Below are 23,382 nucleotides of genomic sequence, written 5' to 3' on the forward strand. Positions count from 1 at the left end.
AACGCATCTCCCTCAGGTTAACGACCGCTAACCTCCCTGTCTAGAATTGCCCTCATGGTCACGAGAACCGACGCCCCGACCCGTCGCGAGCAGATCCTCAAGGAGGCCGCCCGGCTCTTCGCCGAGCGCGGCTTCCACGGTGTCGGCGTGGACGAGATAGGTGCGGCGGTCGGCATCAGCGGCCCCGGTCTCTACCGGCACTTCGCGGGCAAGGACGCGATGCTCGCGGAGCTGCTGGTGGGGATCAGCGGGCAGCTGCTGACGGGGGCGAAGCGACGCCTGGTGGAGGCCGACGGGGTCCCCGCCGAGGAGGTCCTCGACTCCCTCATCGAGGGGCACATCGACTTCGCCCTCGACGACCGTCCACTGATCACCCTGCACGACCGGGAACTGGACCGCCTGCGCGACAGCGACCGGAAACTGGTGCGTCAGCTGCAGCGGCAGTACGTCGAGCTGTGGGTGGAGGTGGTCCGGGAGGTCCACCCCGCCCTGCCGGAGCCCGCCGCCCGCTCGGCGGTCCACTCGGTCTTCGGCCTCCTGAACTCCACCCCCCACTTGGGCCGACCGGGTTCCCTGCCCGGCCGGGCGACCACGGCGACCCTGCTGCACCGCATGGCGAAGGGGGCGTTCACCGCGGCGGCGGCCGAGTGACGAGCGTTACCCCCCTCGCGCTCCCCGTGCCCTGGACCCGTCGGCCTACCCGCCGGTACCTTGGGAGTCTGAGCAAGCGCTTAGACAGCTGACGTGCCTGGAGGTGGCGGCCGTGCGCCGTACGTTGTTCAACGAGGATCACGAGGCGTTCCGGGACACCCTCCGCGCCTTCATAGAGGCCGAGGTCGTCCCGGTGTACGACGAGTGGCTCGCCGCCGGCCAGGCCCCCCGCGACTTCTACTACAAGCTCGCCGAGCTGGGCGTCTTCGGCATCCGCGTGGACGAGGAGTACGGCGGCGCCGGCATCGACTCCTACAAGTTCGAGGCCGTCCTGTACGAGGAGACCGCCCGCGCCGGCATCTCCTTCGGCGGCTCCGGCGTGCACGTCCTGCTCGGCCTGCCCTACATCAAGCTGCTCGCCACCGACGAGCAGAAGAAGCGCTACCTGCCCAAGTTCGTCTCCGGCGAGGAGATGTGGGCCATCGCGATGACCGAGCCGGGCACCGGCTCCGACCTCGCCGGCATGAAGACCACCGCCAAGCTCAGCGAGGACGGCACGCACTACGTCCTCAACGGCGCCAAGACCTTCATCACCGGTGGCGTGCACGCCGACCGCATGATCGTCTGCGCCCGCACCGCCGCCCCCACCAAGGAGGACCGCCGGCACGGCATCTCCCTCTTCGTGGTCGACACCAAGGCGGAGGGCTACTCGGTCGGCCGCAAGCTCGACAAGCTGGGCCTGAAGACCTCCGACACCGCCGAGCTCGCCTTCGTCGACGTGAAGGTCCCGGTCGAGGACCTCCTCGGCGAGGAGAACAAGGGCTTCTACTACCTCGGCCACAACCTCGCCTCGGAGCGCTGGGGCATCGCCTTCGGCGCCTACGCCCAGGCCAAGGCCGCCGTCCGGTTCGCCAAGCAGTACGTGCAGGAGCGGGTCGTCTTCGGCCAGCCCGTCGCCGCCTTCCAGAACACCAAGTTCGAGCTGGCCGCCTGCCAGGCCGAGGTGGACGCCGCCGAGGCCGTGGTCGACCGCGCCACCGAGGCCCTGGACGCCGGTGAGCTGACCCCCGCCGAGGCGGCCAGCGCCAAGCTGTTCACCACCGAGGTCGCCCACCGCGTGATCGACCGCTGCCTCCAGCTGCACGGCGGCTACGGCTTCATGAACGAGTACCCGATCGCGCGCCTGTACGCGGACAACCGCGTCAACCGGATCTACGGCGGCACCAGCGAGATCATGAAGACGATCATCGCGAAGGACATGGGCCTGTAAGCCCTCCGCAATTCCCGGCCAGTAGAAAAGGTGCCATGAACCAGGCACTGAATGATCTCCTCGACCTGCTCGACCTGGAGCAGATCGAGGAGAACATCTTCCGCGGCCAGTCCCGGTCCGCCGTCGTCCCGCGCGTCTTCGGCGGACAGGTGGCGGCCCAGGCGCTGGTCGCCGCCGGGCGCACCGTCCCGGCGGACCGGCACGCCCACTCGCTGCACGCGTACTTCCTGCGCGCCGGCGACCCGGGCGCGCCCATCGTCTACAACGTCGAGCGGATCCGCGACGGCCGCTCCTTCACCACCCGGCGCGCGGTCGCCGTCCAGCACGGCCGGCCGATCTTCGCGCTCTCGGCCTCCTTCCAGACGTACGAGGACGGGCTCGACCACCAGGCCCCGATGCCGCCCGCGCCCGACCCGGTCACTCTCCCCACCTCGGCCGAGCGGCTGCGCGGCTACGACCACCTGCCGCCCGCCGTGGTGGAGAAGTTCCTGGAGGCCCGCGAGGCGATCGACCTGCGGTACGTGGACGAGCCGCCGTACGGGAAGTACGGCGAGCCGCGCGAGCCGCACAGCCAGGTCTGGTTCCGCACCAACGGCAAGCTCGACGACGACCCCCTGCTGCACGTCGTCCTCGCCACGTACGTCTCCGACATGACGCTCCTCGACTCGATCCTGCTCGCGCACGGTCGCGGGGGATGGGCGGTGGGCGACGTGGTCGGCGCCTCCCTCGACCACGCCATGTGGTTCCACCGCCCGTTCCGCGCCGACGAGTGGCTGCTGTACGACCAGGAGTCGCCGTCCGCGTCCGGCGGCCGCGGGCTCGGGCAGGCCCGGATCTATACGCAGGACGGGTCGCTCGCCGTCTCCGTGATCCAGGAGGGCGTCGTCCGCGTCCCCCGGGAGCGCTGAGCGGGCGCCGGACCTCGGACGATGACGGTCGGTGATGGTCCGACGTGCCGTCCGGCTTGTCCGATATTAAGCTCTATGAGTGAAATGCCGCACAGTGCATGTGCCGCATAGCGGACGTGCCGCGTAGCGGACGTATGTCCGGCAGAAAGGTATTTCCCATGCGAGTACAGCGCGCGAGGCGTCTCGCCGCGATGTCCGCCGCCGGCCTGCTGCTGGCCGGTGGGGCCGCGATCGGCGCCGCGGGTACCGCCTCGGCGGCTCCCGCCTCCACTCACCAGACCGTCGTCACCGGTGGCTTCGGCTGCAACGGCTTCCGGGGCGGCGGGTTCAACAACTGCGGCTTCCGCAGCTTCGCCGTCGTCCCCGTGGTCCCCGTCGTCCCGGTCGTGGTCGTCCCCGCCGTCGGCTTCGGTGGCTTCGGCGGTCTCGGTGGCTTCGGCGGGTTCGGCGGCCTCGGCTTCGGCTGAGCCGGCCGGGTTCGACCGGACCAGGAACGTAGGAACTGAGGGTCTAGGGCCAAGGCACGGTGTGCGGCTCCCGCGAGGCGGGGGCCGCACACCGGCGCGTCAGGCCAGTCCCGCCTCGGCCAGCAGGTACGCCGTCAGCGGGTCGTAGTACCGCGGGCTGAGCACGTGGTCGTCCAGCGGTACGGCCACCTGGAGGGTGCCCTCCGCCTCGGCGAGGAACAGCGCCGGGTCGTTGCAGTCGGCGTAGCCGACAGAGTCCAGGCCGGCCTGGGCCGCGTACCCCGCCCAGCCGTGGTCGGCGACGACCAGGTCGGGCAGCGGCCGGCCCGCGCGCTCCAGACCGCCCAGGATCGCCTTCATCGGCTCCCCGGAGTGGGTGTGCCACAGGGTCGCCCCGTGTTCGAGGACCGCCACGTCGGCGAACTGCATGACGTACCCCTCGTCCGTCTGCAGCCCGTCCGGGATGACCACGATCTCGCAGCCGGCCGCCCGCAGCGCCGCCGCCGTCGCCCGGTGCACGTCCAGCAGGCCGCCCGGGTGACCGGTGGCGAACAGCACCCGCTGTCCGCCCTCGGCCGCCTTGCGCAGCCGGGCCGCCAGCCGGTCCAGGCCGTCCACGGTCAGCTCGGGGTCGATGGTGTCCTGGCCGTACCGGTACTCGGCGTCGTCGTTCACCCCGACCCGCTCGGCCATCACGGCCAGGACGTCCTGCTCGTCGGTCCAGCGGTCGCCGAATTCCAGTCCGAGCCACCAGTTGCGCTCGCCGTTGGCCAGCTTGCGGTAGTGGAGCAGGTTGTTCTCGCGGGGCGTGGCGACATCGCCCGCGATACGGGTCTTCACGAGGTGCTCGACGAGCTCGGCGCGGCTGGGTGTCCCGGGTATCGGCATGCCTACATTGTGAGGCAGCCGGCGGTGCGGTTCCCCTGCGTATCGTCCGCTGGGACGTGCGTCACTGCTGGCCCAGGGCGAACCACAGCTCCATCCGCACGTCCGGGTCGTCGAGTTCGGTGCCGAGGAGGCTCGCGCAGCGGGCGATGCGCTGGCGCACCGTGTTGCGGTGGACGGCCAGGGCGACCGCGGTGCGGTCCCAACTGCCGTGCAGCGACAGCCAGGTGCGCAGGGTCTCGGTGAGGGCGGGGTGCTCCGCGAGGGGGGCGAGGAGGGTGCGGGCGTGGGCCTGGGCGTCCTCGCGGGGGACCAGGTCGGCGAGGCCGGGGTGGCTGCCGTGCCTCAGCAGCGGGGTGCGGGTCGCCCGGGCGCGGGCGAGGGCGCGGGCCGCTTGCGTGGCTGCGGTCGACAGGTGCTGTGCGGGTACGGGGGCACTGACGCCGAGGGTCCAGCCGGGCTGTGGCTGGGGCGTTCGGTCCGCGGGAACCAGGACGCGGACGGTTTCCCCTACGGGGTCGATGAGGGGCGAGCCGAGTTTGGCGCCCAGTGCGGTGGCGGCCAGGAGGTCTGGCGGGCGCGGGTGGGTGGGGGCTTGTCGCGCAGTTCCCCGCGCCCCTACGCCGGTAATCTCCCGCTTCTCGATCGGCGAGGCATGCACGACGATCCAGGTGACGCCCCTGTCCAGCAGTGGGGCCACCTCTTCCGCCGTGCCGCCCAGCATCAGCCGTACCAGCGCCGCGGTGCGGGCCGCGCCCGAGCCGGTCTGCTGTTCGCCGGTGAGGAGGGTGAGCAGGACCGTGGCCACCGAGGCGATGGTGTGGTCGCCCGGTTCGCGGGCCGGGGTGGCCACGCCGAGGGCGAAGCCGGTGCCGAGGGCGTAGGCGGCGAGGTGGGTGCCGGCGGTGGCGTGGGTGGCGGAGGTGGGGGTGCCGGGGCCGGAGGGGCGTACGACCTCCGCGAGCTCGACGAGTGCGTCGCGCACCGAGGGCTCCGGTTCCCGGCCCGCCGACGCGATCTCCGTGCCCTCCGGGCCGTACAGGGCCGTCCAGCCACCCAGTCGGACCGCCAGCTGGCGCAGCACCGCGGGGATCGGGTCGGGGCGGGAGGCGGCGGCCGCGAGGCTCTGCTGGGCGTCGGTGACCCGGCGCAGTTCGGCCAGGCGGGCCTGGGCCAGCAGCTGCCAGACCGCGCGGGCGACGGCGGTGAACGGGGTCCCCGGCGGGACCTCCAGCAGCGGCAGGCCGTGGCGGTCGCAGGCGGCGACGAGGGCCGCCGGGACCGTGTCGTGCACGGGGGCCAGCCCGAAGCCGAGGGCGGCGCCGCCCGCCGCCACGATCCGGGCGACATAGTCGTCGAAGTATGGGCCCGAGCCCGCCGCGTCCGGGATGTGCACCCCGGCCGTCAGCAGCAGCTCGCCGCCCAGCAGGTACGGGTACGGGTCGGCCATCTCCGAGGTGTGGGCCGCGTGGACGGCGACGGAAGGGCCGGACGGTCCGGCGATCTGGCGCAGCGCGAGGTCCTCGCGGGCCAGGAGGGCCGCGAGGGGCACGGGGGGCGTGGGGGGAACCGCGGGGTCCGGCATGGTGTGCGTTTCCTCCGTCCCGTACGGCTCGAATGGATGAAACGTACACTTCGCAGTCGCTTTCCGGCCACCTAGTGTCGTGGCACGTCGTCCATTCGTGCACATGATTCGAGGGAGGTCCCATGGCCGTCGACTACACAGTGATCGTGCTCTATCTCGCCGGGATGCTGGCCATGGGCTGGTGGGGCATGCGCCGCGCCAGGTCCAAGAGCGAGTTCCTGGTGGCCGGACGCCGGCTCGGGCCCGCGATGTACTCCGGCACCATGGCCGCGATCGTCCTCGGCGGCGCGTCCACCATCGGCGGGGTCGGCCTGGGCTACCGGTACGGACTGTCCGGGGCCTGGATGGTCTTCACCATCGGCCTGGGCCTGCTCGCCCTCTCCGTCTTCTTCTCGGCCCGGATCGCCCGCCTCAAGGTGTACACCGTCTCCGAGATGCTGGACCTGCGCTACGGCGGCCGGGCCGGGGTCATCTCCGGCGTGGTCATGTGGGCGTACACCCTGATGCTCGCCGTCACCTCCACCATCGCCTACGCCACCATCTTCGACGTCCTGTTCGACATGAACCGGACCGTCGCGATCGTCATCGGCGGCTCGATCGTGGTCGCCTACTCGACGCTCGGCGGCATGTGGTCGATCACCCTGACGGACATGGTCCAGTTCGTGGTGAAGACGATCGGCGTGCTGCTGCTCCTGCTGCCCATCGCGGTGGTGAAGGCGGGCGGCTTCTCGGCGATGAGGGCGAAGCTGCCGACGTCGTACTTCGACCCGCTGGGCATCGGCGGCGAGACGATCTTCACCTACGTGCTGATCTACACCTTCGGCATGCTCATCGGGCAGGACATCTGGCAGCGGGTGTTCACGGCGCGCAGCGACACGACGGCGAAGTGGGGCGGCACGGTCGCGGGCACCTACTGCCTGGTCTACGCCCTCGCCGGGGCGGTCATCGGGACGGCGGCCAAGGTGCTCTACCCGAAGCTGGGCAGCGCGGACGACGCCTTCGCCACCATCGTCAAGGACGAACTGCCCGTGGGTGTGCGCGGGCTGGTGCTGGCCGCGGCGCTCGCCGCGGTGATGTCGACCTCCTCCGGCGCGCTGATCGCCTGCGCCACCGTGGCCAACAACGACATCTGGTCGCGGCTGCGCGGGAAGGCGCGGTCCGGTGACCACGACGAGGTACGGGGCAACCGGGTCTTCATCCTGGTCATGGGGCTCGGCGTGATCGGCACGGCCATCGCGCTCAACAACGTGGTGGAGGCGCTCACCGTGGCGTACAACCTGCTCGTCGGCGGTCTGCTGGTGCCCATCCTCGGCGGGCTGCTGTGGAAGCGCGGCACCGTCCAGGGCGCCCTCGCCGCCGTGGTCGTCGGCGGCCTCGCGGTGATCGGCCTGATGGCCGGGTACGGCATCCTCGCCAACGAGCCCGTCTACTACGGCCTCCTGTCCTCCCTCGTCGCCTACGTCGCCGTCTCGCTGGCGACCAGGCCGACCGACGAGGCCGTACTGGCGAACTGGCGCGAGCGGCTCGCCGGCCGGGGTACTCCCGAACCCGTGTCCGAACCGGTCCCGGCCCACCAGTAAGGTCGTAAAAGAAGCAGTGCATAGCGGTACATGCGCGACGAAGCGCAGGAAAGAAGGCAGCACCCCATGAGTGGCAACGCGACGCCCCGCGGTCCCGTCGACTCCTCCCGCGTCCCCAGGTACGCCGGTCCCGCCACCTTCGCCCGGCTGCCCCGCCTCGACGAGGTGGGCCGCGCGGACGTGGCGGTCGTGGGCGTGCCCTTCGACTCCGGCGTCTCCTACCGGCCGGGCGCCCGCTTCGGCGGCAACGCCATCCGCGAGGCGTCCCGGCTGCTGCGCCCCTACAACCCCGCGCAGGACGCCTCCCCCTTCGCCCTCGCCCAGGTCGCGGACGGCGGCGACATCGCGGTGAACCCCTTCAACATCAACGAGGCCGTCGAGACCATCGAGGCCGCCGCCGACGACCTCCTCGGCACCGGCGCCCGCCTGATGACCCTGGGCGGCGACCACACCATCGCCCTGCCCCTGCTGCGGAGCGTCGCGAAGCGGCACGGCCCGGTCGCGCTGCTCCACTTCGACGCCCACCTCGACACCTGGGACACCTACTTCGGCGCCGAGTACACCCACGGCACCCCGTTCCGGCGCGCGGTGGAGGAGGGCATCCTCGACACCTCGGCCCTCTCGCACGTCGGCACCCGCGGCCCCCTCTACGGCAAGCAGGACCTCACCGACGACGAGAAGATGGGCTTCGGCATCGTCACCTCGGCGGACGTCTACCGCCGGGGCGCCGACGAGGTCGCCGACCAGCTGCGGCAGCGCGTCGGCGACCGCCCCCTGTACATCTCCATCGACATCGACTGCCTGGACCCGGCCCACGCCCCCGGCACCGGCACGCCCGAGGCCGGGGGGATGACCTCCAGGGAGCTGCTGGAGATCCTGCGCGGACTCTCCTCCTGCAACCTGGTGTCGGCGGACGTCGTCGAGGTGGCCCCCGCGTACGACCACGCGGAGATCACCTCGGTGGCGGCCTCGCACACCGCGTACGAACTGACCACGCTCATGACCCGACAGATTGCCGAGGCGCGCTCCCAGTGACCCACGACCACGACCTGGTGCTCCGCCCGACCGAGGCGCAGACGGCCGCAGCCCTGAACCCTCCCGCCGGTCGCAACGGCGGGGACCTGGTCGTGGAGACCCTGGCCGGGCTCGGCGCGACCACCGTCTTCGGACTGCCCGGCCAGCACGCCCTGGGCATGTTCGACGCGCTGCGCCGCTCCTCGCTGCGCTACGTCGGCCTGCGGGTGGAGAACAACGCGGGCTTCGCGGCGGACGCGTACGGCCGGATCACCGGCGAGGCGGCCCCGCTGCTCCTCTCCACCGGCCCCGGCGCGCTGACCTCGCTGGCCGCGCTGCACGAGGCGGCCGCCGCCTCCGCGCCCGTGCTGGCGATCAGCAGCCAGGTCCCGACGGCGGGACTGGGCGGCGGCCGCCACGGCTACCTGCACGAACTGCCGGACCAGGCGGCCTCCTTCCGGGGCGTGGTGAAGTCGGTGCACACGGTCCGCACCCAGTCGCAGATCCCGTCCGCGATCGCGGCGGCCTGGAAGTCGGCGCTGACCGCCCCGCACGGCCCGGTCTGGGTGGAGATCCCGCAGGACGTCCTCCTCGCCGAGACCTCCCTCCCGGTGGTGACCGCGGTCGACGCGACCCCGGAGGAACTCGCGCCGCGCCCCGAACTGACCGCCGTGGCCGGTGACCTGCTCTCCCGCGCCACCCGCCCCGCGATCATCGCGGGCGGCGGGGTCGTACGGTCGGACGCCGCGGGGAAGCTGCGGCAGCTGGCCGAGACGCTGAACGCCCCCGTCGTCACCACCTACGGCGGCAAGGGCGCGTTCCCCTGGCACCACCCGCTCTCCCTCCAGTCCTGGCTGGAGGACCGGCACACCACGGACTTCCTGGAGGACGCGGACGTCCTGCTCGTGGTCGGCTCGGGCCTGGGTGAACTCTCCTCCAACTACCACACGTTCAGGCCACGCGGCCGGGTCGTCCAGATCGAGGCGGACCTCGGCAAACTGGAGTCCAACCACCCGGCCCTCGGCATCCACGCGGACGCGCGGCTCGCGTTGCAGGCGCTCCTCGAGACGGTGGTGCCGCGCCCGGACGCGACGGCACCCGACCGGGTGCGCGCCCTCCTCGACAGGGTCGCCGCCCGCATCACCGCGCAGGAACTCACCCTGGAACAGGACGTGCTGGCGTCGGTCCGCCAGGCCCTGCCCGCCGGGTCCCCGTCCTTCTGGGACATGACGATCCTCGCGTACTGGGCGTGGTCGGCGTTCGACGCCGAGGCCCCGAACCTGATGCACTCGGCGCAGGGCGCCGGCGGTCTCGGCTACGGCTTCCCGGCGGCCCTGGGCGCGGCCGCCGCCGACCCGAGCCGCCCGGTGCTGGCGGTCTCCGGCGACGGCGGCGCCCTCTACTCCATCGCCGAACTCGCCACGGCCAGGCAGTACGACCTCCCGGTCACCTGGCTCATCGTCGACGACGGCGGCTACGGCATCCTCCGCGAGTACATGACCGACGCCTTCGGCGAGCCCACGGCGACGGAACTGACCCGCCCCGACTACGTGGCACTCGCCGAGTCCTTCGGGGTACCGGGGGTCCGCACGACCCCGGAGACCCTGGCGGCCGACCTGGCGAAGGCCCTGGCCGCGCCCGGCCCCTCGGTGGTCGTACTCCCGGCCCTGCTGCGGATGTTCGCGCCGACGCACCTGGGGGACCAGCAGGCTGACTAGCAGGCCCCCGGTCCCACCCCGTCGATGCGGCCGCCGAAGTCGCCGCCGTACTGGGAGCGCCAGTCGCCGTTGTAGACGTCCCGCTTCTCCTGTGGGTCCCAGTTGACGAAGCAGGCGCGGGTGGCGGCGACGAAGGAGCCGACGTTGTCGTGGAGGTTCGGTGGCATGTCGCGGTAGCCGCTGCGGGACGTCCATTCCCAGTAGTCGCCGCCGAAGCCCTCACCGCTCCAGAAGCAGACCGAGCCGTCCGGGCAGGAGGGCGCGGCGGCCGCCCGTGCGGACGCGGTCCCGGCGGGCAGCAGCAGGGCGGTCAGGGCGAGGGCGGCGGTGAGGGACCAGGTACGCAGCTTCACGGAACGCTCCGGAAAAGGGAGTTGGGGGCACCCCGGCGGAACTGTCGGGGTGCCCCCATGCTGCTGGGCGAGCACGCGGACACGCCCAACCCCAAGATCGACTTCACCCGTGTGAGCGAACTAGTACTTCCAGATCACCGGAGGGGCGGGAGCGGCGACATGATGCAGAAGGAGGTGAGCTGCCATGTCCATCATGAGCGACCTGATCGAGCGGGACGCCATTCCCGAAGGCTTCAAGGTCGAAGTCTTCGACGGAAGGGTGATCATGACCCCGCAGAGTCCGGAGCGGGACTGGACCGTTTCCGACGTCAAGGACGCGGTCAAGGCTGCGGGCATCGCTCGTGAGCGGGTGTTCGGAGATGTGCTGATCACCTTCCCTGGCGAGAACGACGCGGCGCCGGACCTCACCATCGTCGACTTCGACGCCGAGCGGCGGAAGAACAGCTACTCCTGTGTCGATGTGCTGGCCGTGGTGGAGGTCCCCTCCGAGCCTGACGACGAGAAGGACTACGTCCGGAACGTTCGCAAGTACGGCCGGTACGGCGTCGACTTCTACATGATCGCCGACCCTTTCAAGAAGCTGGTCACCCTGATGTCGGAGCCGCAGCCCTCCGGTTACGGCCGGGTCGTCGAGGTGCCGTACGGCGAAACCGTCGCATTCACCCTCGCGACCGGGGAGCGGGTGACGGTCGACACCCGTACGTTCCCGACGCGCGAAGCACGCGAGCAGTGACACAGGGCGTCGGCGGTAGATGACGTTGTTGCGGTTCTCCTCGTACGGGGTGGAGCCGTTGTCGACCTTGTCGTCGGGCTCCAGGTTCGCGAACCCGTCGTCGCCCTCGTAGCGGACGGCCATGTACAGGATCATGTGGAGCCGCCCTCGTTGAAGTCGAGGTTGCCGCGCCTGCCGTTGACCGCCACGTCCTCGGGGCGGATGTGGTGCAGGTCCGTGCCGGGGCCGGTGGACGTGGTGAGGTCGCCGTGCGAGATCGCCCAGACATGCTCGCGGTTCCAGTCGCCGCTGTCACCGCCGTTGAGGGACTTGCTGCGCGAGATGCCCGAGTACAGCAGGATCACGTTGTTGCTGCCCGTGCCCGTCTTGCCGATCGCGTTCTTGTAGTACGTCGAGTCGTACGCGGTCGTGGTGGCGGCGGCCGGGGTCGCCGTCAGCGCCGGGGCGGTCAGGCCCACCAGGACGGCGGCGGTCGTCAGGGCCACCGGCTAAACGGGACGTAGAAGGAGGCCCCCGACCGTGCGGTCGGGGGCCTCCCGTGCCGGGGGGTCAGCCGATGTCCGAGGGGTCCAGCCGGTAGAGCGTCGACGTGCTGCTCTGCGTGGACGTCTTCGAAGAGGAGCTCGTGCTCTTGCTGTACGCGCTCGCCTTCACCGCGGTGCCGTGCTTCTTCACCCACGACGTCACCGCGGAGCTGAGCGTGTTGTCGCCGCCCATGCCCATGCCGCCGGAGCCGATCTGGATGTAGTGCAGCTTGCCCGCCTTCACCAGCTCCTGAAGCTTGGCGACCGTCATCGCCTTGTCGGATCCGGTGAAGCCCCACATGGAGATCACCGGCTCCCGCGCGCTCAGCTCGATCTGCGCCGCGGACTGGGAGTTGGAGACGGCCAGCAGCCAGGTGGCGCCGTCCATGTGCTTCTTCAGGTAGGCGATCAGCTCGCTGTCCACGCCGCCGCCCATACCGCCACCGCCGCCCATGCCGCCGCCGAAGCCGCCGCGCGTGCCGCCGGTACCGGTACCGCCGGGCATCTCGCCGTTGCCGGTGCCGCCGCTCGGCGCTTCACCGGTGCCGCCGCCGGGCGTCATCTGCCCGGTGCCGCCCCCCGGGAAGCCGCCGTTCGTACCGCTCGGGGCCTCCCCGTTCGCACCGCCCGGGAAGCCGCCGCCCGTCTCACCGCCGGCCTGGCCGGTCCCGCTGCCCTGCTGCGTACCGCCCTGCATACCGCCCTGCATACCGCCCTGCATACCGCCCTGCTGCGTACCGCCCGGCAGTTCGCCGCCGCCCGGGAAGCCCCCGGCCCGGTTGCCGCCCCCGCCGGGACCGCCGCCGAAGCCGCTGCCCGTCGAGGGGCCCGCGGTCGGGTTCGTACCGCCGCGCATGCCCCCGCCGCTGCCGCTGCCGAACGGCAGGGTCGCCGCGTACGCCGTCGGACCGGCCAGCGCCGCGACCGTGGCCACCGCCAGCGAGGCCGCGAGCAGCCGGGCCCTGGTGCCGGACCGGAAGAGGACCATGCCCACGATGCCGGCCGCCGTCAGCAAGCCGACCGTCGGCCACAGCCAGGTGTTCCAGCCGGAGGCACGGCGCAGCAGCACGATCGCCCAGACGCCGGTGACCCCGAAGGCGACGGGCAGCACCCACACCCACCGCTTGTCGGCGCGGAACGCGTCCAGCATCATCACGCCGCCGCCCGCGCACAGCACCGCGATGCCGGGGGCGAGCGCGGTCGTGTAGTAGGGGTGCATGGTGCCCTGCGCGGTCGCGAAGATCACGTAGTGCAGGAGGGTCCAGCCGCCCCACAGGACCAGCGCCATCCGCCTGAGGTCGGTGCGCGGGGCACGCCCGCACCGCACCAGACCGGCGACGAGCGCGATGGCCGAGAAGGGCAGCAGCCAGGAGATCTGGCCGCCCAGGATGTCGTTGAACATCCGGCCGAGGCCCGCGGAACCGGAGAAGCCGCCGCCTCCGCCACCCCCGCCCCCGCCGTTGCCCTCGCCGCCGAAGACGCGGCCGAGACCGTCGTACCCCATGATCAGGTCCCAGGCGGAGCCGTCCGTGGAACCGCCGATGTACGGCCGGTCGGAGGCCGGGACCAGGGAGACGGCGATCGCCCACCAGAAGCTGGAGACGGCCAGGACCACCGCGGCGAGCGCCAGGTTGACGGCCCGCTTCACCCAGGGGGCCCGCGACGCGTACAGGTAGAGCGCGAAGACGGCGGGGAGCGCGATCCAGCCCGCGAGGAGCTTGGTGTTGAAGGCCAGACCGAAGCACGCCGCCGCGCCGAGCAGCGGCAGCAGCCTCTCGTCACGGGTGGCGCGGAACGCGAGCGCCGCGCCCGACACCATGAGGAAGACCAGGAGGGTGTCGGGGTTGTTGTCGCGGTTGATGGCGACGGTGATGGGGGTCAGCGCCAGCACCAGCGCGGCGACGGTCGCCGCGCCGTGGCCCCACACCCGCTTCACGGTGGCGTGCAGGATGTAGATCGTGGCGAGCGCCAGGACGATCATCGGCGCCATCATCTGCCACGTGCCGAAGCCGAAGATCCGGCTGGACAGGCCCATCACCATGGTGGCGAGCGGCGGTTTGTCGACGGTCAGGAAGTTGCCCGGGTCCAGCGAACCGAAGAACCAGGCCTTCCAGCTCTTCGTACCGGCCCAGACGGCGCCGCTGTAGAAGGTGTTCATGTCGGAGCCGGAGAGGTTCCAGCAGTAGAGCACCGCCGCCAGGACCAGGATCGCGATCAACGCGGGCAGCGACCAGCGCGGTGCCCGGTCCGGTGGGGCGCCCGCGGGCGTGGCCGTCGGGGGTGCCGTGGCGGTCGCCGTGGGCGGGCCCCAGTCGGGGGACACGGGCGAGTGGGGGACGGGATCGGTGGCAGATGTCACCATCCCACCCTGCGGGCGGCCGATGGGTGCGGGCTGTGCCGATCCTTGGCGCAGCCTGTGGGTCGATGAGATGTCGGTAAGAGGGCGGCCGGTGCGGGCCGCCCTCCGCGGGGGCGCGGGCGGGTCCTGCTGGTCAGCGCACCCGGACCGACAGCCGGTAGAAACGGGTCGTCTGCGCCGTGTTCTGGTTGTCGTCGCTGACCAGGAGGACCTGGTACGCGCCCTTCGCGTGGCCGGTGACGGCCATGCCCTCGATGTTGTCGAGGAGGGGGTTGGGCTGGGGCTGCTTGGCCGTGGCGCCCAGGGACGGGCAGCTCGCGACGTCCGTGAGCAGGGTCTTCCTGATCAGGCGGACGCCCGCCTGCCCGGTCAGGTTCTGGATGCCGGAGGTGTCCGTGGCCTGCCGCGGGTCGGCCAGGAAGAGGCGGACGGTGTTGCCGACGCCGGTGGTGAACCCGCGTTCCAGGACCAGCAGCCGGCCGTCGGGCAGCGCCTGCACCTCGGGGACGCCGAGGGCCGGGTCGTCGGTGCGGTAGGCGTACTGGGCCGACAGCCGGAAGTGGTCGCCCTTCGTGCGCTGCCAGGTCTGGAAGCGGACGGTTCCCGGGGTGTCGCCGGAGATCGCGTCCTCCATGGACGCCAGCAGGGTGCGGCCGCCGTTCAGCAGGGTCAGGCCCTCGAAGGTCTGGTTGGCGGTGGCGCGCCCGCCGGGGGACACCAGCAGGGACGACGGCACCGGGAGGCGGTCCAGGATCCTGCCGTCCGGCGAATAGCGGCGGACGGACGGCTCGGTCTCGGAGGTGATCAGCCGGGTGCCGTCCCGGTCCACCACCAGGCCCTCGGAGTCCAGTGCGGCGCCGTTCTCGTCGGCGAGCGGCACCACCTTCTTCGGCGCGAGCGTCTTCGCGTCCAGGTCGAAGAGGTAGGAGCGGTCGGCCAGGGCGGCCAGGGAGCCGTCCTTGTCCACGGCGAGCGCGGAGAGGTTGCCGACGAAATAGCCGCCGAAGGACGTCTTGTCGAGGGCGTCGGAGAAGCCGTCGAGGGAGACGGAGGGCGAACAGGCGTGGGCGGCGGCGGCCGGGTCGGGGGTGACCGCGGTGGCGGGCCCGGCGGCGGACAGACAGGTGGCCGCCGCCAGGCCGGCGGTGACGGTGGCGAGTACGGTTCGCAGGCGCATGGCGGTCACCGTAGGACGCGCCGGTGACGGGCCGGGGGCCGCCCCGTGAAGGAAGGCCCCGTTTACGACCGAAGAGGTCTCACGTTGCTTTGAGGATCTCACGTTGCTTTGAGGGTCTCACGTTTCCTTGAGGGCCGCACGTTTACGTGACGGCCTCAGGACGCCTTGAGATCCCTGTGAACCACCTTCGCGACGGCCTGGATCGTGTCGATGCCGTAGGACATCGTGCTGTTGTCCTGCGTCAGCACGGTCATCTGGTAGTCGTGCCCGCCCCCCGTGAACGTGCCGAGGCTGTGCACCCGCCAGCCGTGCGTGGAGCGCTGCAACCAGCCGTTCTTGACGTGCACGGAGACGCCGGAGGGAGCGCCGTAGGGGGTGCCCCACCGCTGGGACGAGATGACCTGCCCCATCAGCTTCAGGATGTAGGCCCGCGCGTTGTCGCTGAGCACACTGTTCTTCGCGGTGACGAGAGCGAGCAGCTTCTGCTCGTCGTGCACGTCGATCTGGGTCAGGCCCCAGTAGTTGTCGGCGCCCGGGGTCGTCTGCGTCATGCCGGCGGCGCTGAGGAAGCCCTTGATCTTCGTCAGGCCCAGCTGCTTCCACAGCTTGCTGGTCGCGTCGTTGTCCGACTTGGTGATCATGGCCTTGGCGAGCGTCTGCTCGGTGGTCGTCAGGTACCGGTTGTGCTTCTTCGCGTCCCACAGCAGTGTGGCGAGGACGGTGACCTTGACCGTGCTGGCGGAGTCGTAGTGCGTGGTGGAGCGGAGCGTGCAGGTCGTCTTCGTGGACCGGTCGTACAGCCCGACGGCGATCGTCCCCCTGCGGTTCGCGACGGCCGCGGTGATGTCCGTCTTCAACTTCGTGGCGAGGGCCGCCTTCGCGGACGTACAACTGACCGCGGGCGCGGCGGCCGAGGCGGGCGCGGCGGCGGCCACACCGGTTATGAGAAACCCGGTGCCGAGCGCGGTGACGACCAGCCCGCTCCTTCGTCTGTGTGTCATACCCCCGTTGACACACGGATTTGCGCGAATGGTTGTACGAACGGTCGGGGCTTTAAGGAACCGTCACCTGGGCCGCACTCCGTGCTGCCCTGTCCGTGGCCGAGGATGAGGCCCATGAGAACCCCGAGTGTGTCCGCTGCGGCGGTATGCGCGGCAGCGGCCGTGCTGTTGGCTGCCGGATGTGACGGCGGCTCCGGTCGTGCCGCGCCCGCCCCCGTGACCTCGTCGCCCGCTCCCGTCACGGGGACACCGGCCGCCAAGGTGTACAACTCCGTGATCAAAGCGCCGGTGTTCACCGGCGGCGAGGTCGTCGCCCGGGCGGCGAACGCCACCGGGGGCCGGGAGATGGAGATCAACGGCGGTGTCGGCAGCGGCAGTTTGACCGTCCTTGTGAACTGCGAGGGCAAGGGCGAGCTGACCGTCACGGTCGAACCGCTCGGCTTCAGCTTCCCGTTGGCCTGTGTCGCCGGCCAGGTCAGCACCATCGGCAACGAGATGAACATGAACGGCGGCGTGGCACCCCCCCACACGCCGGGCACGGTGCGGGTGACGGCGTCGCCGGGCGTGCGGTGGGCGATCACCGTCGGGCACCAGAACGTGTCCGGCCGATCAGACCCCTAGCCGGCGCGTCCGAGAAACACCCTGCGCCGCGACAACTCGACCTCCGTGACGACGGCCGACATCTCATCGCCACTCCGGAACAGACGGTAGCAAGGCCGACACCTACGGCTCGGTGCCGAGGACTGCCGCGCGAAGATCGTCAGCCGTGGCGAGGCCCTGGTCACGACGGAGACCGACAGGACGGACGCCGGGCTCGACGCCGCCGACATGTTCGTCGTGTTCACTCCAGGCGTTCCGCCCGGCCGGTCCTGTTTTGTTGCGGAGGGATGAAATCCGCTTCTGCTGGTGTTGTGGCGTTGCGGAAGAGCAGGGCGATCGGAGGGCACCGCGTGGCAGCGCAACAGGGGGAGCGGCAGCAGGGTGGCTGGGCGCGGAGGCTGGCGGGCTATGCCTGGCGGCATCCACGGGACGTCGTGCTCGCGCTCGGGTCCTCGCTGGCCGGAATGGCCGTGCTGGCCGTCGTACCGCTCATCACCAAGGTGATCATCGACGACGTGATCGGTGATCACAGCCGGTCGATGGGGCCCTGGGCGGGCGCGCTCGTCGGGGCCGCCGTCCTCGTCTACGCGGCCACCTACGTCCGCCGCTTCTACGGCGGCCGGCTCGCCCTCGACGTCCAGTACGACCTGCGCACGGAGATGTACGACACCCTCACCCGGCTCGACGGGCGGCGCCAGGACGAGCTGTCCACGGGCCAGGTCGTCGGCCGGGCCACCAGCGACCTCCAGCTGATCCAGGGCCTTCTGTTCATGCTGCCGATGACCATCGGCAACGTCCTCCTCTTCCTGCTCTCCCTCGCCATCATGGCCTGGCTGTCCCCACCGCTCACCCTCGTCGCCCTCGCCGTCGCCCCGGCGCTGTACTGGATCGCCAGGCGCAGCCGCAGCAAGCTCCACCCCGCCACCTGGTACGCCCAGGCCCAGGCCGCCGCCGTCGCCGGCGTGGTCGACGGCGCCGTGACCGGCGTGCGCGTGGTGAAGGGCTTCGGGCAGGAGGAGCAGGAGACCGGCAAGCTCCGCGAGGTCGGGCGCAGGCTCTTCGCCGGGCGGCTGCGGACCATTCGGCTGAACAGCAGGTTCACCCCGGCGCTCCAGGCCGTCCCGGCCCTCGGCCAGGTCGCCATGCTGGCGCTCGGCGGCTGGCTCGCGGTGCGCGGCCACATCACCCTCGGCACCTTCGTCGCCTTCTCCTCCTACCTCGCCCAGCTGGTCGGCCCGGTCCGGATGCTCGCGGTGGTCCTCACCGTCGGCCAGCAGGCCCGCGCCGGCACCGAACGGGTGCTGGAGCTGATCGACACCGAGCCGACCCTGAAGGAGGGCACCAAGACCCTCCCCGCCGACGCGCCCGCGACCGTCGAGTTCGACGACGTCTCCTTCGGGTACGACGACGAGCGTCCCGTCCTCCAGGGGCTGAGCTTCGAGATCCGCCCGGGCGAGACCCTCGCCGTCGTCGGCTCCTCGGGCTCCGGCAAGTCCACGGTCTCCCTCCTGCTGCCGCGCTTCTACGACGTCACCCACGGCGCCGTCCTGGTCGGCGGCCACGACGTGCGCGAGCTGACCCTCGACTCGCTCAGGGCCGCGATCGGCCTGGTCCCGGAGGACTCGTTCCTCTTCTCGGACACGGTCCGTAACAACATCGCGTACGGCCGTCCGGACGCGACCGACGAGGAGATCCGCGAAGCCGCCCGCGCCGCGCAGGCCGACCGCTTCATCGCGGAGCTGCCCGACGGCTACGACACCAAGGTCGGCGAGCAGGGCCTCACCCTCTCCGGCGGCCAGCGCCAGCGGGTCGCCCTCGCCCGTGCCCTCCTCACCGACCCCCGCCTGCTGGTCCTCGACGACGCCACCTCGGCCGTCGACGCCCGGGTGGAGCACGAGATCCACGAGGCGCTCACCCACGTGATGCGGGGCCGCACGACCCTGCTCATCGCGCACCGCCGCTCCACCCTCAACCTCGCCGACCGCATCGCCGTCCTCGACGGCGGCCGGCTCGCCGACATCGGCACCGACGAGGAGCTGCAGAAACGGTCCGCGCTCTACCGCAGGCTGCTCACCGACCCCGACGAGCTGGGCGGGGTCTCCCCGGGCCACGCCCTGCCCGCGGGCCCGGCCGAGGACACCTCGGTACGCGAGGAGCTTGACGCCGAGTTCGACGCCGAGCGCGGCGTGACCCCGCGCCTGTGGACGGGCGACCGCACGCCCCGGGACCTCGCCCTCTCCGGCACCCCCGCCACCCCGGAGCTCCTGGCCCAGGTGGACGCGTTGCCCCCGGCGACCGACACCCCCGACATCGACGAGGCCGGCGCCGTCCGCCCCGAGGACTCCTACGGCCTGCGCCGCCTGCTGCGGGGCTTCGGCGCACCGCTCCTCGTCAGCCTCGGCCTGGTCGCCGCGGACGCCGCCCTGGGCCTGCTCCTCCCGGTGCTGATCCGGCACGGCATCGACCAGGGCGTCTCCCGGATGGCGCTCGGCGCGGTCTGGGCGGCCGCGCTGCTGGGGCTGCTCGCGGTGCTCGCCCAGTGGGCGGCCCAGGTCGGCGAGACCCGGATGACCGGCCGTACCGGCGAACGGGTCCTCTACTCCCTGCGGCTGAAGATCTTCGCCCAGCTCCAGCGGCTCGGGCTCGACTACTACGAGCGGGAGCTGACCGGCCGGATCATGACGAGGATGACCACGGACGTGGACGCCCTGTCGAGCTTCCTGCAGACCGGCCTCGTCACCGCGTTCGTCTCCGTCGTCACCTTCTTCGGCATCATGGCCGCCCTGCTGGTGATCGACGTGCAGCTCGCGCTCGTCGTCTTCCTCACCCTGCCCCCGCTGATCGTCGCGACCTTCTTCTTCCGCCGGGCGAGCGTGAAGGCGTACGAACTCGCCCGTGAGCGGGTGTCGCTGGTCAACGCCGACCTCCAGGAGTCGGTGGCCGGCCTCAGGATCGTGCAGGCCTTCCGGCGCGAGCGCGACGGCTCCCGGCGCTTCGCCGAGCGCAGCGAGAGCTACCGCAGGGCCCGGATCCGGGGGCAGCACCTGATATCGCTCTACTTCCCGTTCGTCCAGCTGCTGTCCTCGGTGGCCGCCGCGAGCGTGCTGATCGCGGGCGCGCACCGGGTCGAGGCGGCCACCCTCACCACCGGCGCGCTGGTCGCCTACCTCCTGTACATCGACCTGTTCTTCGCGCCCGTCCAGCAGCTCTCCCAGGTCTTCGACGGCTACCAGCAGGCGACCGTCTCCCTCGGCCGCATCCAGGAACTCCTGCGCGAGCCGACGTCCACCAGGTCCGCCGAGCGGCCGCGCGAGGTCGGCTCCCTGCGCGGCGACATCGCCTTCCAGGACGTGCGCTTCTCCTACGGCGGCGCCGACGACTCCGAGGCGGCCCTCGCCGGGATCGACCTGGTCATCCCGGCCGGGCAGACGGTCGCCTTCGTCGGCGAGACCGGCGCGGGCAAGTCCACCCTGGTCAAGCTGGTCGCGCGGTTCTACGACCCGACGGGCGGCCGGGTGACGGTCGACGGCACCGATCTGCGCGACCTGGACCTCACCTCGTACCGGCACCGTCTGGGCGTGGTCCCCCAGGAGGCGTACCTCTTCCCGGGGACCGTCCGGGACGCCATCGCGTACGGGCGGCCGGGAGCGAGCGACGCCGAGGTGGAGGCGGCGGCCCGCGCGGTCGGCGCCCACGAGATGATCGCCACCCTCGACGGCGGCTACCTCCACCAGGTGGCCGAGCGCGGCCGCAACCTCTCGGCCGGCCAGCGCCAGCTGATCGCGCTGGCCCGCGCGGAACTCGTCGACCCCGACGTGCTGCTCCTCGACGAGGCGACGGCGGCGCTCGACCTGGCCACGGAGGCACAGGTCACCCTGGCCACCGACCGCCTCGCGGGCCGTCGTACGACGCTCGTGGTCGCCCACCGGCTGACCACCGCCGCCCGCGCCGACCGGGTGGTGGTCATGGACCACGGCCGGGTCGCCGAGGACGGCACCCACGAGGAACTCCTCGCGCGCGGCGGCCGGTACGCCGAACTGTGGCGCACCTTCATCGGCCGGTCCGAGGAACCGGAGGAGCCGGTGGGCGCCACCCGCTGAGCCGCCGCCCGGCTCCGGACCGGCGGAGCGGGGGCGGCGCACCCGGGTCCCTGACGGTCGTGCAACCATCCGACATACGTCGTGCGTCCGTACATCAGTACGTACATGGATGGGGCACGGCCGCGGCACGGGAGGGGACGACGGTGGACAGTGGTGCGACACGACGGCGGTTGGTGTTCGGCGCGGCCGTACTGGCCGTCTCCGGGGCGCTGGCCCTCGTGGCACCGGCGCAGGCCCAGGCGGTGACGGCCGGGAACTGCGCCGGCCGCGAGGTCCGGGCGCTGCCCTTCGCCACCGGCACGGTGCACGTCTACCGGCAGGGCGGCTACGTCTGCGCGGTCACCCTCTCCAAGAACCCCGGCACCCAGCGCACCATGTCCGTCAGCGTCCAGGCCCGCGGCAACCGCCCGGTCGTCGACAAGGGCAGGTACACCCACCGCGCGGGCCCGGTGACCGTCCACGCCGGTCACCGCTGCGTCTGGGTGAAGGGCGCGGTGGCGGGCGGCTCGGTGAGTTCGGGGTGGATCCTCTGCTGAGGGCCGTCACGACCGGTCCGACGCGCGCGTCCGGTACGTCAGCCCGTGGCCGATCGGGTACAGCACCCGCGCCGGGTCGTCCGCCCGCTGCACCGGCACCGGCAGGCTGCCCCGCGGCACCACCCGGCCCGCGATCACCCGGGCGGCGGCCCGCAGTTCGACGTCGGTCCAGGAGTAGGACGCCAGACAGGCCTTGACCATGGGAAGTTGCGCGACGTCATAGGGATTGCGCACCGCCACCACGACCACCGGCCGCCCGGTGCCGACCAGTTGCTCCACCAGCTTCCGCTGTCCGCCGCCCGCGGTGACGTTGTACGTCCCGACGACCACCGCGTCCGACCCGCCGGCCGCCGCGACCGCGCTGTCGATCGTCTCGGCGGAGGGATCGGTACCGGTGGACAACGCGCGGGCGGTGAACCCGAGTTCGGTGAGGGCGGCGGCCAGGACACCGGTGGGCGGCCCCGTCGTACCGGACGGGGAGGCCGGGTCGGCGCCCACCACCAGCACCGTGCCGTGCGTACGGGGCGACAGCGGGAGCACGTCGTCCTCGTTGACCAGCAGGGTGGTGGTGCGCTCGGCGACGCGGTCGGCGGCGGCCAGGTGTCCGGCCGTGCCGACCACCCGGCGCACGTCCTTCGTGTCGACGAACGGCCGGTCCAGCAGGCCCAGCCGGGACTTCAGCCGCAGGACGCGCAGGATCGACTCGTCCAGCCGGGACTCCGTCAGTTCGCCGTCCTGGACGGCCTTCAGGACGGCGTGCCAGGCGACGTCGAGGTCGGGCGGGTCGAGGAGCTGGTCGACACCGGCCTTGAGGGCGAGCACGGGCACCCGGTCGTCACCGTACTTCGTCCGCACGCCCGCCATGCCCAGCGAGTCGGTCACCACGACCCCGTCGTAGCCGAGTTCGCCGCGCAGGATGCCGGTGACGACGGGGTGGGAGAGGGTGGCCGGGTCACCGGAGCCGTCCAGGGCCGGGAACTGGATGTGCGCGGTCATGATGGAGTCGATGCTGGCCCTGATCGCGGCCCGGAAGGGCACCGCGTCGAGCTTCTCCCACAGCTCCCGGCTGTGCGTGATGACGGGGAACCCGGTGTGGCTGTCCACGGCGGTGTCGCCGTGCCCGGGGAAGTGCTTGGCGGTGGCGGCCACCCCGGCCTCCCGGTACCCCTGCGCCTCGGCGGCGACCAGCGCGCCCACCGCGTGCGGATCGGCGCCGAAGGAGCGCACGCCGATGATCGGGTTGGCCGGGTTCACGTTGACGTCGGCGTCGGGGGAGTAGTCCTGGCGGACGCCCATCGCCCGCAGCTCCGCGCCGGAGATCCGGCCGAGGGTGCGGGCGTCGGCCGTCGAGCCGCCCGCCCCGATCGCCATCGCGCCCGGGAACAGGGCGGCGGGCCGGCCGATCCGGCAGACGGCGCCGTGCTCCTGGTCGGTGGCGATGAGCACGGGCAGTCCGCGCGGCTGGTCCAGGGACGCCCGCTGGATGCCGTTCGACAGCTCGGCGATCTGCCGGGGATCGCGGGTGTTGTGGGTCCAGGTGAAGTAGATGACGCCGCCGACGCGGTACTTCGCGACGAGCTCGGCGGCGGTGCGGACGCCGATCTCCCTCAGGTTGGCGTCGATGTCGGCCTGGTCGGGGGCGGTCGCGGAGTGGCCGTAGAACCGCACCACGAACAGCTGGCCGACCTTCTCCGGGAGAGTCATCCGGGAGACGAGCGAGCGCAGAGCCTCGTCGTCCGAGCCGAGGGAGTACGCGCTGTTGCCGACGGCCAGTGCCGCGGTGACGCCCGCCGTAGCGGCGAGGAGGGTGCGTCTGGAGGGCACGTGCGCTCCTTGCGGTGGGGGGAACGGCTGAGGGCACGGTATCCGCAAAGGAGCCGCCACCGGCGCATTGAAGGGGGCACGCCGACGGCGGCGGGCC

At 71.9% G+C, this 23,382-nt stretch carries 18 protein-coding genes and 1 pseudogene; 11 read left to right on the plus strand and 8 right to left on the minus strand.

What is annotated here, in order from left to right; translation table 11 throughout:
- Positions 1 to 54 precede the first annotated feature (54 nt).
- The 4 genes from AB0G52_RS06095 (at position 55) to AB0G52_RS06110 (ending at position 3,296) form a co-directional block, all read left to right on the plus strand.
- Positions 55 to 651, plus strand: coding sequence for a TetR/AcrR family transcriptional regulator (locus tag AB0G52_RS06095; protein ID WP_361334156.1), 597 nt, complete (start codon positions 55 to 57; stop codon positions 649 to 651).
- 112 nt (positions 652 to 763) lie between these two features.
- Positions 764 to 1,921 (plus strand): acyl-CoA dehydrogenase family protein, encoded by a 1,158-nt coding sequence (locus AB0G52_RS06100; protein ID WP_132890675.1) that lies wholly within the window; start codon positions 764 to 766, stop codon positions 1,919 to 1,921.
- A 35-nt stretch (positions 1,922 to 1,956) separates the two neighbouring features.
- A complete protein-coding gene (locus AB0G52_RS06105) occupies positions 1,957 to 2,829 on the plus strand; it encodes an acyl-CoA thioesterase II (RefSeq protein WP_132890676.1) in 873 nt (290 codons plus the stop codon).
- Between the two features lie 158 nt (positions 2,830 to 2,987).
- The gene (locus AB0G52_RS06110) at positions 2,988 to 3,296 is read left to right on the plus strand and encodes a hypothetical protein (protein WP_071659716.1); all 309 of its coding nucleotides are present in this window, start codon (positions 2,988 to 2,990) and stop codon (positions 3,294 to 3,296) included.
- Positions 3,297 to 3,395: 99 nt separating this feature from the next.
- On the opposite strand, the gene AB0G52_RS06115 is transcribed toward AB0G52_RS06110, so the two are convergent.
- Together AB0G52_RS06115 and AB0G52_RS06120 are read right to left on the minus strand one after the other, a co-directional pair.
- Entirely contained in the window at positions 3,396 to 4,184 is a 789-nt protein-coding gene (locus AB0G52_RS06115; RefSeq protein ID WP_361334160.1) for a phosphatase, read from the minus strand.
- 61 nt (positions 4,185 to 4,245) lie between these two features.
- Positions 4,246 to 5,766, minus strand: a complete 1,521-nt coding sequence (locus tag AB0G52_RS06120; RefSeq protein WP_361334163.1) for a PucR family transcriptional regulator — start codon at positions 5,764 to 5,766, stop codon at positions 4,246 to 4,248.
- Positions 5,767 to 5,888: 122 nt separating this feature from the next.
- On the opposite strand from AB0G52_RS06120, the gene AB0G52_RS06125 reads away from it, so the two are divergent.
- From AB0G52_RS06125 to AB0G52_RS06135, 3 genes are all read left to right on the plus strand, one after another.
- A complete protein-coding gene (locus AB0G52_RS06125; protein ID WP_361334166.1) occupies positions 5,889 to 7,346 on the plus strand; it encodes a sodium:solute symporter in 1,458 nt (485 codons plus the stop codon).
- Positions 7,347 to 7,412: 66 nt separating this feature from the next.
- Positions 7,413 to 8,381, plus strand: coding sequence for an agmatinase (speB, locus tag AB0G52_RS06130; RefSeq protein WP_361334169.1), 969 nt, complete (start codon positions 7,413 to 7,415; stop codon positions 8,379 to 8,381).
- The gene (locus tag AB0G52_RS06135) at positions 8,378 to 10,078 is read left to right on the plus strand and encodes a thiamine pyrophosphate-binding protein (RefSeq protein ID WP_132886974.1); all 1,701 of its coding nucleotides are present in this window, start codon (positions 8,378 to 8,380) and stop codon (positions 10,076 to 10,078) included. The genes speB and AB0G52_RS06135 overlap by 4 nt, the downstream gene beginning before the upstream one ends.
- Here AB0G52_RS06135 and AB0G52_RS06140 read toward each other — a convergent pair.
- On the minus strand, positions 10,075 to 10,431 hold the full coding sequence (locus tag AB0G52_RS06140) for a peptidase inhibitor family I36 protein (RefSeq protein WP_361334172.1): 357 nt from the start codon (positions 10,429 to 10,431) through the stop codon (positions 10,075 to 10,077). The two genes, AB0G52_RS06135 and AB0G52_RS06140, sit on opposite strands and share 4 nt — an antisense overlap.
- A gap of 184 nt (positions 10,432 to 10,615) precedes the next feature.
- Between AB0G52_RS06140 and AB0G52_RS06145 the strand changes: the two genes are divergently transcribed.
- Positions 10,616 to 11,164, plus strand: coding sequence for a Uma2 family endonuclease (locus tag AB0G52_RS06145; RefSeq protein ID WP_361334175.1), 549 nt, complete (start codon positions 10,616 to 10,618; stop codon positions 11,162 to 11,164).
- Positions 11,165 to 11,206: 42 nt separating this feature from the next.
- Here AB0G52_RS06145 and AB0G52_RS06150 read toward each other — a convergent pair.
- The 4 genes and pseudogenes from AB0G52_RS06150 to AB0G52_RS06165 form a co-directional block, all read right to left on the minus strand.
- Positions 11,207 to 11,649 (minus strand): annotated as a pseudogene (locus AB0G52_RS06150) (endonuclease); the annotation flags it as partial.
- Between the two features lie 64 nt (positions 11,650 to 11,713).
- Positions 11,714 to 14,047, minus strand: coding sequence for a glycosyltransferase family 39 protein (locus AB0G52_RS06155; protein ID WP_361334470.1), 2,334 nt, complete (start codon positions 14,045 to 14,047; stop codon positions 11,714 to 11,716).
- 133 nt (positions 14,048 to 14,180) lie between these two features.
- Positions 14,181 to 15,224: an esterase-like activity of phytase family protein gene (locus tag AB0G52_RS06160; protein ID WP_361334178.1), complete on the minus strand. Its 1,044-nt coding sequence runs from the start codon at positions 15,222 to 15,224 to the stop codon at positions 14,181 to 14,183.
- A 155-nt stretch (positions 15,225 to 15,379) separates the two neighbouring features.
- Complete coding sequence (locus AB0G52_RS06165; RefSeq protein WP_132886970.1) at positions 15,380 to 16,225, minus strand: serine hydrolase; 846 nt, start codon at positions 16,223 to 16,225, stop codon at positions 15,380 to 15,382.
- 114 nt (positions 16,226 to 16,339) lie between these two features.
- Between AB0G52_RS06165 and AB0G52_RS06170 the strand changes: the two genes are divergently transcribed.
- The 3 genes from AB0G52_RS06170 to AB0G52_RS06180 all read left to right on the plus strand — a co-directional run bounded on the left by AB0G52_RS06170 (position 16,340) and on the right by AB0G52_RS06180 (position 21,461).
- Complete coding sequence (locus AB0G52_RS06170; RefSeq protein ID WP_361334181.1) at positions 16,340 to 16,846, plus strand: hypothetical protein; 507 nt, start codon at positions 16,340 to 16,342, stop codon at positions 16,844 to 16,846.
- Between the two features lie 329 nt (positions 16,847 to 17,175).
- Complete coding sequence (locus tag AB0G52_RS06175; RefSeq protein WP_132886969.1) at positions 17,176 to 20,925, plus strand: ABC transporter ATP-binding protein; 3,750 nt, start codon at positions 17,176 to 17,178, stop codon at positions 20,923 to 20,925.
- Positions 20,926 to 21,068: 143 nt separating this feature from the next.
- Positions 21,069 to 21,461: a hypothetical protein gene (locus AB0G52_RS06180; protein ID WP_132886968.1), complete on the plus strand. Its 393-nt coding sequence runs from the start codon at positions 21,069 to 21,071 to the stop codon at positions 21,459 to 21,461.
- A gap of 6 nt (positions 21,462 to 21,467) precedes the next feature.
- Here the strand turns inward: AB0G52_RS06180 and AB0G52_RS06185 are convergent, their stop codons facing one another.
- Entirely contained in the window at positions 21,468 to 23,285 is a 1,818-nt protein-coding gene (locus AB0G52_RS06185) for a glycoside hydrolase family 3 protein (RefSeq protein WP_132886967.1), read from the minus strand.
- Positions 23,286 to 23,382: the final 97 nt, after the last annotated feature.

The organism is Streptomyces sp. NPDC021562 (assembly GCF_040640875.1).
Classification (GTDB): Bacteria; Actinomycetota; Actinomycetes; order Streptomycetales; family Streptomycetaceae; genus Streptomyces.